This window comes from Rahnella sp. AN3-3W3 (genome assembly GCF_003263545.1).
GTDB lineage: Bacteria > Pseudomonadota > Gammaproteobacteria > Enterobacterales > Enterobacteriaceae > Rahnella > Rahnella variigena.
In genome coordinates, this window is sequence record NZ_JYDG01000122.1 from 1 (window position 1) to 12247 (window position 12247).

Here is a 12247-nt window from a genome sequence, read left to right on the forward strand (position 1 = left end):
CAGGTGCTTCGCAGGCAGGGGCACTTCTGGAATCACAAGCGAGTACACCGAATTTACTGTCTGTTAAAACTCAATTTTCGTCGTCAGGGTAAACGAAGCCTGCAGGTGCGCAATACGGCTCCGCTGGCAACGCCGGAGGCACTCAACCAAAGCTGGTCGATTGATTTTATTCACGATGCGATAAAATGTGGCCGACGTTTGGGACTTTCAACGTCATGGATGATTTTACCGCGAGGCTCTGGCTATCGAAATTGACCTGAATATCCCGGCGCAGCGGGTTGTGCGGGTGCTGGACAGGATAGTGGCAAACCGGGGATATCCGCTGAGGATGCGGATGGATAACTGACCGGAACTGATATCACTGGTTCTGGCGCAATGGGCCGAAGAGCATGGCGTGATGCTGGAATTTATCAAGCCCGGTTAGCTAACACAGAATGCGTTTATAGAACGGTTTAACCGAGCGTACCGGACCGAAATACCGGATTTTGATCTGTTCAGAACGCTGAATGAAGCACGGGAAATAACGGAACGCTGGCAGAATGAATACAACAGTGAGCGTCCTCATGAATCCCTTAAAAACCTGACGCCGGAAGAGTATCGGCTGATGGCTGTGAAACTGGAAATATCAAAAAAGTGCCTGGAACTAAAACCGGTGTGCTTACATTACCTTTAGGAGGTTTATATCCATAAAAAATGGATTGTTGCTAGCATTGCTTTATCAATTAACCATCAACAAACTATAGAATATTTTATTTCATGAGGCATTTTTTTAAGTATTTCATGAGCGTTATAATCTGCTTAACTATATTGTCCGCTCAACTCGCTCCATGCGCATACTTTTTATTATGAACAAAAAATTATAAATTCCATGGATTTTTAAGTAATCAATATTCGCTTTATTTTTAAGTTAGGTCTTTGACTGCTCGCAAATCAGCTTAAAAGAAGCTGGTTAATTGAGCATTGATGCGAATTTAGGTTAAGTAGCGAACGAAGTCAAGAGTTTGATCGTTACAATCGATCATTGAAATTATTTTGATAGGCCATGGCTATTAAAATTTGTTTAATTGATCGTTATAAACAGGTTTCATTAATGTTATTTACTTGGTTATGATTAAGGGAATCTAAATAAAACCCTAACCAACTCTCGTTAAATTTGAGGGTTGTTTGAATTTTAAAATATTAAAAAGCCAGTCATAATCTGATGACAACTTAACAGGGAAGGCCTCAGTCTTAACTATAAATTAAGAACGAATCTTGCTCAGATAAAAAATGAAAGATTGCAGTTTTTGTTTTTACAAAAACGTAATCGCGCCAATTTAGCTGTGCAATCTATATATTTATGAAAACTTTTACGCTTATGGCTTGGGGTAAACTCAGCGTTTTAAATATTATGCTGACACTGGCATCCCTCCTTTCATTTTTCATTGGGTGCGTCAGCAGAAGTTGTCAACGCTCATCAGGCTCCGCGCTGACGGATGGATAATGGGTTTATGTGAGCGGTATGCCTGACAAGGGAACCCGTAATCTGGGGTACGCGACCGATGTGACGCTTATCCATTCGCGCTGCCATGAAGAGGGTTAATGAATGAAAAAGCGATTTTGGTTTGGTCTAAGTGGCGTTCTTTTCTGGGCAATGGCTTCCGATGCACAGGCTTATGAATGCAAACTGGTGACCGCCGCGACTACTCTTCCGGCCCCAGACCTGATAGTGCAAAGGGACCAGCCGGTAGGCTCAGCTATAGGCAATGAGCTGGTCTCCGGGGTGGTGTCGGTTTACAACTGCACGAATGAGCCTGCTCCGGCCTTAATTGCCCAGACATTTGGGGTAAAGGCAGAGGGGACTTATGCAATGATGCTGTCTGGGAGGCGCATTTACAGCACCAATATTGCGGGCATAGGTTACGCGGTAGGTGTCACATCTGTCAGTAATTGTAACAACGCCTATACGTATTATGTTGATGGGACGAATGATATGGGTGGGAATAAAAACACTAAAGGAGTATGTGGTGCTGGGGGAATTCTTACTTTTCAGCCAATTACCGCACAAGCAAACATCCAGTTTTACAAAACGGCGCAAACGACGGGAACCGGAAACCTTGCTGTAGGAAAGGCCGGTGCGTTCATACTCTACAATCAGGGGACAACTTTTGAACCTGAGTCAGCTATTAACATCCCCGCGTTCAACGTCAAAAGTGTGGCATGCAGTGTGCAAGATACCGCGATAATCGTCCCAATGGGAACGGTAGAAAAGCGGGCATTCAAGGGCCCGGGCACCTGGCCGGGTGATGCAAACACGCGTTTTTTCCAAATCACTTTAAACTGCGATAGCCAAACCAATATTTATTTCCGGATAGACGGCAGCGCGCAGAATGCATTACAGGGGATACTGAACCTGACTGGTGCAAACGAAGGTGCGTCGGGCGTGGGTATACAGCTTCTTTACAAGGATGTTCCTTTGCCCTTGTCTACCGAGACATATCTTGGGGTTGCTAATACTCCGGGGAGCCGAGACTATATAGTTCCACTAAAAGCCCGCTACTATCAGACGGGAAGTAATATCACCACGGGCACCGCAAAAGCCAGCGCCACGTTTACGATTATTTATAGGCAATAAAAATAATTATTCTGTTTATATACTATGACCATAGCACGCTTATTGCGTGAATTGCGCTGATTCATGGGAATGTCCTCATGTGGCTTATGATGACTCACTAACATCGGGGTGTACTAATAAACTGGTAGCTGGTCAGATGAGATGGGCTATCTATGGAATGCTGAATGGGGGGAAGCGTGTTGTCCGTTACCGCCCCGATGGGACCACAGACGCTATTCTGACGTCATCTGGAATCCAGAGCACCTGTCCGACACTCGCTACCCGCCACTATTGCAGCACGGCTACAGCGTTAATCACTGCGCTGTTTGAATATGGCGGTGCATTGCTTAAAGCTAAATCTGGTCTCAGTCCCAGATTACCTGAAAACCGCTTTGCGGCACACACAGTTTCATGGTTTTGATACTGATGGAAATTTGGCAGTTCAGGCTTAAAGAAAACGTCCGCTTCTGGCACAAAGCGGGCAGCTGAGTGAACACTGTCCGAAATAGGCGAAGAACGGAAGTCAGGAATCCATACTCTCATCGATGTGTCTTGAATCATGGGCTGCAGGTCAAAACGATTGGTTGCTTGTTTGTCTGCGCCGACTACATAAATGACTGAATGAATGAATACTGAAAGTTGTTAATTCCGCGGTAGCTGTACTACCTATACCTTCAATTTTTTGACGTTTTTAACATAGTCAACGCTGACGATCTTGTTAGTCGGTAAGCATCGTTTATTTCTTATAATATTCAATGCGATAACCTTATGCAAATTTATAAATAGCAATTGGTTTAATTAATGTTTCATTCCGGTTTGTAGAATAGAGGCTAACCAAATAGATAAGGATTATTCTTCACATGAAATCATCAATAGTTGTCGCCACTGTTTTAATGGGTTCTTTGTTAAGCGGTTGCGCTGTGCAAAATGATAAAACTAAGTTTCAAGGGTTGGGCTTGACATATCAATCTGATGTTAAAAAGCTGAATAATGGCGACTATCTCACTGAAGTAGAGGCAGCGCCTGCTGCAGGACGTATACAAGGTGCTATTGGGACTGCAACTAAAAAGGCTTCTGATTTTTGTAGGGTACAAAATAAATCCATGAGTGAAGTTAAAACTGAAATTGATACACACTTACTAGTTAATGGCGTTGCTCGCCTGACGTTCAAATGCGTTTAAATATTCCTAAGTTGTATTGCTTTTTATAAAACTGAGAGTCGTTATTAAACAGGTTCTCTATGTGCATGTTATTACTGCGACTTAGTGATAATGAAATTATTCGCTAAAAACGGGCCATTCGCTTTTAGAGATCTTCTGATATTTGATCCCTTCCCAATATCGGTGTCGGGATAAATCAGAGATCGGTGTTTGAGCGCCATTAATGTAAAAAAACACGCTAAGAGCTTTCAGATTGCAGATATTTCCCGCTATACCCACTTCTTATGACTCACATTCTACATTGACCCATTTTGGATGCTAGCCTACTCACCTAGCATCCATCTTGTTTTTCATTATCCTAATGCCTTCCTCCGCGCGCCTGAAGATAGCGGAGGAACGGCTCAGCGCTTCGCTATACTGTGACTTTTGCTTTTTGAGCATGGATGCGGTGCCGCCAGCAGGTATTCGACCGCCTAGCGTTTCTGCACCGGCCTCAGAACTTTTTTCGGATGACGTCCTGTAGCATTTCCTTGTCCAGACTGAGATCAGTGACCAGCCGTTTCAGGAGGTCAGCGTCACCAGCCGGATAACCCAGCGGTGAAGCGTAGAATGGTCAACGATAAAGCCGCGCTCGGCCATCATTTCTTCGAGATTCGTAGGCTAATGGCATAAGCCAGATACCAGCGAACACATTGGGCAATAGCATCAATAGGGTAATGCAGGCGTTTGAAAGCTTTACGTATCAGAGGCATGAGCCGGCAACATCATAAAAAAACAGCATGTTAACTAACGCCGTCATAATGCGACAGAACCGAACCAGTACACCTAATGTCGCGACCTTAACCGCAGCGGGCGGTATAGCCTCTGCACCGGGGGCGGCGCAGGAGCTGACTAATCTGGCTAAAGGGAATCTAGCAGCAGATTCCACGGATGCAGTCAGTTATAGGTACCGTGAAGGAGTAACACCCCAACATGTTTATATGCCCACATAACAGGGGTGATAGTCAGGCCATATCTTCTTCCAGAACTGGATAACCTTGCTGACGCAACTGCTGTAACGTAGCACCCATGTAAATTGTATTCAACAGCACGGTCATGTTCAGTACCAGTCCCATAGAACCAAGCTGACCTTATTAATCTTCACGGTAGTCTTACCTTAATTCACCTCGTTTTCCGTGAAAACATTTCTGGCCGTCGCATGACGACCTTCTGCTGTACTAATGGGGTTCTACGCCGGAACCCCATATAACTTTATTTAGCCCTGCAATTTCGATAAAGCGTGAAAGACTAGAAAGCCTGACCCACTAATTTCCAAAGTGTATTCGCAACCCCAGGCGCCCAACCAGAATTCGATACATGCGCTTGAGTACAAATATATTTCCTTCCATTGTGTTCAACAAGATCATCGACTTCGTAACGAACAGAATTTGGAGACCATAGAACAGGTTTATCACCACTAATTTGGAGTGCTTCTATCGCCCTTCTAATATTAGGAAGAGGACCAACATGTCCGCCGCTTCCTTGTCGAGTACCTGTTTTGATTAAAAGCTCTCTCATAGCATGAGGAGATAATACTTCACCATTATTATTCGCTTTATACCATGACTGTACTGCAATAACTGCAGAGGCAACTATTGGTCCGGCAGATGATGTACCACTAAAATTAGATCTATAGTTTCTTAAGGGGCCAGCGTTAAAAAGATTACCACCTCCAGTAGTCGCGACTGTCCAGTCACCCCATCCTTGCAAATGAACCATGCTACTGCCATAAGTAGAAAAAGAGGCTCGGTGACGACCGACTTTTGTTCCGGCACCTACACGAATAGCGCCATTATCTCCCCGTTTTCTATAATTTTCGTAAAAGGGGTCATCCAAATCCTCGCTCCCATTTCCTGCAGTCATAACAACAATAATTCCATTATCTGTCGCGTTTTTTGTCAAATCCCAAACAGCCATATTAAAATCAGGTGGTACATAGTTGCCGTTTTGCCCCCCAGTTTGCATCTCAAATAAGAAAACATCTCCAGGGCGAAGATACTCCAGTCCCTTGGCAATACCAGCGGGCCTGCCATGAGTTATTTCAGATATTCCATAGAAGTAATCAAGACCATTGGCTGCCCCTTTCATACCAAAACCATTACCTCTAGCGAAAATAACACCTGCCACGCCAGCGCCATGGTCGTCATTAGAATGGTTAGTTGTAGCAACAAGCTCTATGAAGTTATCACTTTTTAAATTTTCATGACCATAAATATTACCCCATTCAATATCTGCACATCTGACACCTTTCCCGGTAATACCTATTGACCAAGCGTAGTCAGCATCAATACCGTAAACGTCAGCTCCAGCCTGGTCACGATTATATGTTTGATAGCTCGAGAGGTCGGGAGTGTTAGACAATACTCTGATACATGGCTCCTCCAAGTCAGGCATGGAGGGCGGGATGATAGGTTCTGCTGGCTCTAAAACGACATATTCTACAATATTTAGTTGTCTTAATTTGTCTGCAATTTCTTCCAGCTCACGGGATGTCATATCATTGTCAACATAAACAAGACCTTTATATTGAGAGAGGTCTATGTTATTTTCTGTGAATTCTTTTTTTCCGTTAGCAGCCAGATCAGGAATAGCCATCCTATAATCAAGGTTAAATATGAAATAACTGTCTCTTAACATAGTCTCTTTATCATGAAAATATAAAACACCATCTTTTACATGAGAGATGTATTCTTGTTTGAATTTTACAAGTAATTTGTATTTTTTTTCCATTTTCTAAATCCTAGATAATTAATATAATAAACGATTGGATAGTCAAATGTAAACTGTTAAAACATTTTTAATATATCAATAATAACAACCTTTTGCTTTAAATTAAAATAAAAGCAGTTTAAATATAAATTTAACTCATTGATCTATCGAGTCATCAATTCTTTTTCGTATATTAGTTTTGTGAGAACAGTAGTACGCCTACGGCATAGTTGAACAAGGAGTCTGAATCTCACTACTATTATTGGCATAATTACCGGTACCATCAAAAAAAAGACCAATAGTAAGAGTGATTTCACGGTTTTTTTCTTTGAAACCTTCGAGTGCAACTCCGGTTTAGCGATCGTTCTAACTTTAAGCATAACTTAGTCCACTTGAGCTAAATTACGAATAAAAAAGGCAGCATCCATTTGCCAGAGGCATTTTATGATTCGTTTATAAAAGTGAATGATAAATTATCTAAAGCCACCTTTGACTAAAGTTCCAGTCTTATCATGACTCCAGGTAATAGCTCCAGGACAAGCATCAGAGCCCCTGGATAAGGTAGAAATAGTACCTTGAATCTTCCCATAATTTCCGGTTGGTGGTAAAAACTTTACTTCGTAGTACGGCCAACCTTTATTATCACAGGTAAGTTTGAAGTTCGGATCATTCATTTTATAATTTTCAATCCAAGATGAATGTGAAATAGCTAAGCTACCTGATGACATTCCAATCTTCCATTGACCAATGATATCCTCACGACCAGTACTTTTATTCAACACTGCACCAGTCATGAGTTGTCCTTCTTTCTTGACATGAAATAAAAATGAGTCACCTAGCTCACCTGGGATGTAAAGTCGGCAAGTGGCACCAGCTTTTCCTCCATCCGCTCCACTTTTACAATTTAAGTGATTTACCGTTGTGTCTTTTCTGAAACTGCTAAATAAAACTAAAAACTGCCGTTTACCATGGCTAGTATTTTTAGTTGGTTGGATTCCAGTATAACCTCCGCCACCTCCACCAGTGAAACTGAATTGGTTTGCAAAATAAAACTCATCGATAGGAGCTGCCTCATTAATAGTTATCCCAAACGTAATTTGATTTAATGGCTCTGAAGAGTTTATCCGCCAGTCCATCGTTGGTGTAGCAGATATACTACTGTTGGCATAAATAAGGCAGGGCATAAGTAATGTACATAACTTTAATATACTCATATTAACCTTCTTTTTTAATACTTACCTTGGAAAAATATTATTACTTTCTAAATATAGGATTATTACTGATTGTTTAACGCTTACCTATAGATAGATATAAGCACCATTACAACAAAGGATTAACATCTAATTGAATTTTCTTAATCGTTCTATCTTGAGTGATAACATCACTCGGTATTAGAAATGAATTAAGATTTCACACTATGAATGAACTGTGTTTAGTATTTGATTTTTGATTAAAAATATCATAATACTCAAAACTCACATGATACAATCCAGGTTCTAAACATTCCACATCTAACTGGATATCCCTTTTATGTGGAGACGTTTCATTGTAACCAATTTTAAGCTCTCCATTCTTCATCTCCTTTCTAACTTCAATGTAAAATGTTAACTGCGGAGGAGTTGATTCATTAACCTCCCATGAAATACAAATATGCTTATTATTTTCTGTGTAGGTTGTAGACAAAGAGTCAACTAGAGGTGGAATAACTGGTTTTGGTTTACTATCCCACTGGTTAGGATTCAATGTTATAGTTGTTGATTGATTATTTGATTTCCCAACACTTAATTTTACATTTGCGTCTTGGTATAGTTCCGCATCCCATATTTCAGGTCTACCCCCAGCTGATGCGACATATTTAAAAGGTTTTTCCCAAACACCATGTTCGTCCATTCTAAAATGCTGTCCATAAATACCATGGTATGACTCGGCGGTCCCTGAAAAACGTTCAAGGAAACTGTTACACGTATTTCCAGTAAGTGGGACCCTTACCCCGGGAACATCAGCTGACATATAATGCGTCCACTTAGAATCAAGGTAAGAATACATAAACATTGCCATTCCTGTAGTTTTCGAGCTAACTGGGTTGTCCCACCGTCTAATGACTATTGCATACCATTGATTTGGGGTCCATGGCATGGGATGTGATGTATGAAGGCCAGTACCCTCCCCCCCAAAGTGACTAGAATGTAATCCAGGTAACCCATAGGTCAAAGTAACTTCTGAGGGAAGTGATGGGTCTAATGAATCTAAGTCCCAAATTGAGCAAATATTATTTCTAGTGAAAATTTTCCCATCAATTTCTTTATCATTCTGATGCTGAATACCTGAGTAACCACCTCTCTCTTCGAAATAAAAATTACAACCACTCCAGTATATGCTGATTTCGTCTCCCATTGATGGAACCATTTGCTCTACGTAAATTAATTCATACTTGTCTTTTGTGAAATATGAAGTTAAGGAAGGCCCCCAGGAAGGAACTTCATTAATTTCTTTAGTTTCATTTTTATTTCTGTCATTCGTACTAGGCATATAACCCCCATGTTCGTTAAGACTATATTGAGTGAATTTTTTGAATGTTTTTAAGTTTTTTCAAACTTTTAGAAACGAAGTTCTTTCAGATCATTACATACTTGTGTTTTCCTATGAGTGAAATTCTAAAATATAAAACCCAATAGAATTTTATGATTAATATTTATCCCAGCATTTAGTTCTGTAATTAGTGATTAGTGATTTATATAAATTGATTATTTTTTCGCACTAATAAGACTCTATTATTATGGGTAAAATGACCTAGGTAGTTCGAAATGAGGACCATCTTTTAGTTTTGACCATTCTCCTCCCCAAATAATAGGAATATCTAAATCTTTAGCTGCTTTTTTAATTATTTTCGCTAACTCTTCAAAAATTGAAAAGTCATCCCAAGGAACTTTATTATCAACAATAGGTACTACGTCAATAGCATGTCCAGTAAGGTGCCGACTATTTTGTGTAAGACTACGACCGCTCATAACCATCTGGCGTTGACGCTCTTCGCTACGAACCCCTTCTATTACTCTAAAATCTATTCGTGATATGCTTATAGCAAGTTTAATAATCTTCACTAAGTCTGGATGTACACCTTGTAAATTTTTCAAACTTACTTTTCCTAATGAAAATCTACTCATGACTTTTCTTCCCCATAAAACGATGCCACAGATAGCTTAAAGCGGTGCTACCTAACGTGCCGAAAAGCCCTGAGATTGCGAATGTCATATAATCGCTACCTCCATTCTCTAAGCTTAGTAGACCGCCAAGCACTCCTGTAAAGCTTGAAATAACTATTTGGCTAATGACGCCCATCCAACTCCAATTATATCTGCGTCCCTGTCTATCCATTAGATATCTAACAACCCCTCCCCAAGCAGAAAACCCCGCGACTATCAGCCAGGTTAATGCTTGATTATCAGTTAAAATATCCAAAACCATAATCTTCACTCCAGGCATAAATTTAATTAATTTGCCAAAACATAATGAAATTTTTATCCAGTAGCGTATTTTGGAAATGCTAGTCTTGATAAAAACATTACTTTAAGTTTAAGCAATATCTATGATGACTATTAGCAAATACATTTCAAGTTAGATTGGCTAGCATTTTTTGAAAACTGTAAGAGGTATGCCAACTCAAATTATTAACCTATTTACAGATATGAACTACGCCTTCAGTCCCTTTCAGTAATTCAATAATCTCACCCCTTACATTTTCTATTTCAATCCAGGTATCATCGCCATATATTTTTTGTAGTCCGTAATAACTTTGGTCTCTATATGTATTATCACCATCAGGAATATCATTATCATATTCTTTACTCACTAAGAATTCGATATTCTCTGCCAAATCATGATTCAACTCAATGCCTAAATCTAAAGATTGCTTTAATAGCATTGGAATGGTTGGAAGATTTAAAGTTTTATCATATTTATCAAGGTGGATATTTTTATAAAAATCCCAAGCTTCGAAAAATAACTTATCCTCTTGGATTTTTACAAGCCATCCGGTTCCCATATCGGTCACTCCATTTTCACCCTTAGTTAGGCTAGGTATTTCAATAAGTGTACCGAATGGACGTTGAATAAATTCAATTGTTCCCAAACCATTATGTATGTGCCCACACAAGCAAACTACCTGCGGATACTTTATCAAAATTTCTTTGAGGCACTCATCTTGATCTCCAAATCCACCAAACAGACTTGATCTCCAGTGTGTAAAGTTAAATGGCTGATGTGTTAATAAAAAAATTGGCTTGTCATCAACTGAAGCTTTTTGGAGAGTTTTATCGAGCCATTCAATCGCAATGTCTTTAATTTTCATTTGATCTTTGAGTCCAAAGTCAGTGTTTAAGCAGATAAAGTAATATCCATTTATCACCGAACAAATACTCATAAAATCGTCTGAGTACTCTAAGTTGAAATTATCCAGATACGAATGATATAACTTCACCAAATCAGGATCTAAGTTTTTATCAGGTAGTGCGCCAGTCCTAACATCATGATTACCAAGCATTGATATGATATTTGGAAAGTGATATTTTTCCGACTTTAACTTTAGTATTTCAAAAAAATTTTTACGCCTCGACTCATAATCTCCAATATCACCGGCGATTAAAATACCAGATACTCCATTATTGATTATATTATCAATGCAAGTAGATATGACCTCTTGCTCGGATAGGCCATTGTTGTGAACATCACTAATAATCCCAATATTCATAATTACACCTTTAGGTATGTTGTCACTATTTTTAATATCATTATACTAATTGAAATGGTACTTGCTTAAGTAAGCAATTTCTTCTTGGGAATATATATTTTTTATAACATTTGGCAAGTTAATAAAATTTAAGTTTATCTAATTTTTTTAAAGCATCACAGGTACACCTTATTAGAGTTACATAAAATTTTTATTTAGCACCCATTGAAAATGTTACATTTGAGAAGGTTTAGTTATCTTAATGCATCTGTTAATTTTTTTATAAAGTTTTAAGATGGCAATTTTCCAATGATATTTCTTAGAGTCTACCTATGTCACTATTTTGAAATCAAGATGGATTTGCAAGCATACCCGTTTTAGTTCCACACACTTTTGAGATTTCCGTCTTCTCAGCCATCAGCCGGTATTCTTCCGGCGTCAGGTTATTCAGGGATTCATGGGGCCGTTCACTGTTGTATTCATTCAGCCAGCGCTGCGTTATTTCCCGTGCTTCGTTCAGCGTTCTGAACAGATAAAAATCCAGTATTTCTGTCCGGTACGTTCGGTTAAACCCTTCGATAAACGCATTCTGCATCGGCTTACCCGGCTTGATAAATTCCAGCATCACAGCATGGTCCTCAGCCCATTGCGCCAGAGCCAGTGATATCAGTTCCGGGCCGTTATCCATCCGCATTTTCAGCGGATATCCACGGTTTGCCACTATTTTGTCCAGAACACGCACAATGCGCTGTGCCGGGATATTTAGGTCAATTTCGATGGCCAGAGCCTCGCGGTTAAAATCATCGACGACGTTGAAAGTCCGAAACGTCGGCCGCATGTCAGCGCATCGTACATAAATCAATCGACTAATTTTGGTTAAGTGCCTCCGGCGTTGCCGGCGGAGCCGGATTGCGCACCGGCATGCGTTGTTTACCTCTACGACGAAAATTCAGTTTTAGCGACAGTAAATCCGGTGTACCCGCTTGTGGTTCAAGACGTGGCCCTGCCTGCGAAGCACCT

Annotated in this window: 8 protein-coding genes and 4 pseudogenes; 3 read left to right on the forward strand and 9 right to left on the reverse strand. The window is 40.1% G+C overall.

Translation table 11 applies throughout. The features are described from left to right. The 3 genes and pseudogenes from UC15_RS24280 to UC15_RS24295 all read left to right on the forward strand — a co-directional run. Window positions 1–647, forward strand: a pseudogene (locus UC15_RS24280) (IS3 family transposase); the annotation flags it as partial. Between the two features lie 938 nt (window positions 648–1585). After that, window positions 1586–2614: a fimbrial protein gene (locus tag UC15_RS24285; protein WP_232829987.1), complete on the forward strand. Its 1029-nt coding sequence runs from the start codon at window positions 1586–1588 to the stop codon at window positions 2612–2614. An 839-nt stretch (window positions 2615–3453) separates the two neighbouring features. Next, a complete protein-coding gene (locus UC15_RS24295) occupies window positions 3454–3774 on the forward strand; it encodes a hypothetical protein (RefSeq protein WP_112291632.1) in 321 nt (106 codons plus the stop codon). A 549-nt stretch (window positions 3775–4323) separates the two neighbouring features. Here UC15_RS24295 and UC15_RS24300 read toward each other — a convergent pair. The 9 genes and pseudogenes from UC15_RS24300 to UC15_RS24340 all read right to left on the reverse strand — a co-directional run. Beyond that, window positions 4324–4505 (reverse strand): annotated as a pseudogene (locus tag UC15_RS24300) (IS6 family transposase); the annotation flags it as partial. A 159-nt stretch (window positions 4506–4664) separates the two neighbouring features. Beyond that, window positions 4665–4880 (reverse strand): annotated as a pseudogene (locus UC15_RS26120) (Tn3 family transposase); the annotation flags it as partial. A 160-nt stretch (window positions 4881–5040) separates the two neighbouring features. Beyond that, complete coding sequence (locus UC15_RS24310; RefSeq protein ID WP_112291636.1) at window positions 5041–6522, reverse strand: S8 family serine peptidase; 1482 nt, start codon at window positions 6520–6522, stop codon at window positions 5041–5043. A gap of 452 nt (window positions 6523–6974) precedes the next feature. Beyond that, window positions 6975–7715, reverse strand: coding sequence for a hypothetical protein (locus tag UC15_RS24315; RefSeq protein ID WP_112291637.1), 741 nt, complete (start codon window positions 7713–7715; stop codon window positions 6975–6977). Window positions 7716–7911: 196 nt separating this feature from the next. After that, the gene (locus UC15_RS24320) at window positions 7912–9030 is read right to left on the reverse strand and encodes a DUF3472 domain-containing protein (RefSeq protein WP_112291640.1); all 1119 of its coding nucleotides are present in this window, start codon (window positions 9028–9030) and stop codon (window positions 7912–7914) included. Window positions 9031–9275: 245 nt separating this feature from the next. Continuing rightward, window positions 9276–9665, reverse strand: a complete 390-nt coding sequence (locus UC15_RS24325) for a M15 family metallopeptidase (protein WP_112291642.1) — start codon at window positions 9663–9665, stop codon at window positions 9276–9278. Beyond that, window positions 9658–9966: a phage holin family protein gene (locus tag UC15_RS24330; protein WP_112291644.1), complete on the reverse strand. Its 309-nt coding sequence runs from the start codon at window positions 9964–9966 to the stop codon at window positions 9658–9660. Before UC15_RS24330 ends, UC15_RS24325 begins: the two co-directional genes overlap by 8 nt. 208 nt (window positions 9967–10174) lie before the next feature. Then, window positions 10175–11248 carry a metallophosphoesterase gene (locus UC15_RS24335; RefSeq protein WP_112291645.1) on the reverse strand — a complete coding sequence of 358 codons (1074 nt, stop codon included), beginning with the start codon at window positions 11246–11248 and terminating at the stop codon, window positions 10175–10177. Between the two features lie 356 nt (window positions 11249–11604). Beyond that, window positions 11605–12247 (reverse strand): annotated as a pseudogene (locus UC15_RS24340) (IS3 family transposase); the annotation flags it as partial.

Coding starts and splice junctions, on each gene's coding strand:
- UC15_RS24285 (WP_232829987.1), top strand. CDS start 1,586: ATGAAAAAGCGATTTTGGTTTGGTCTAAGTGGCGTTCTTTTCTGGGCA.
- UC15_RS24295 (WP_112291632.1), top strand. CDS start 3,454: ATGAAATCATCAATAGTTGTCGCCACTGTTTTAATGGGTTCTTTGTTA.
- UC15_RS24310 (WP_112291636.1), bottom strand. CDS start 6,522: ATGGAAAAAAAATACAAATTACTTGTAAAATTCAAACAAGAATACATC.
- UC15_RS24315 (WP_112291637.1), bottom strand. CDS start 7,715: ATGAGTATATTAAAGTTATGTACATTACTTATGCCCTGCCTTATTTAT.
- UC15_RS24320 (WP_112291640.1), bottom strand. CDS start 9,030: ATGCCTAGTACGAATGACAGAAATAAAAATGAAACTAAAGAAATTAAT.
- UC15_RS24325 (WP_112291642.1), bottom strand. CDS start 9,665: ATGAGTAGATTTTCATTAGGAAAAGTAAGTTTGAAAAATTTACAAGGT.
- UC15_RS24330 (WP_112291644.1), bottom strand. CDS start 9,966: ATGGTTTTGGATATTTTAACTGATAATCAAGCATTAACCTGGCTGATA.
- UC15_RS24335 (WP_112291645.1), bottom strand. CDS start 11,248: ATGAATATTGGGATTATTAGTGATGTTCACAACAATGGCCTATCCGAG.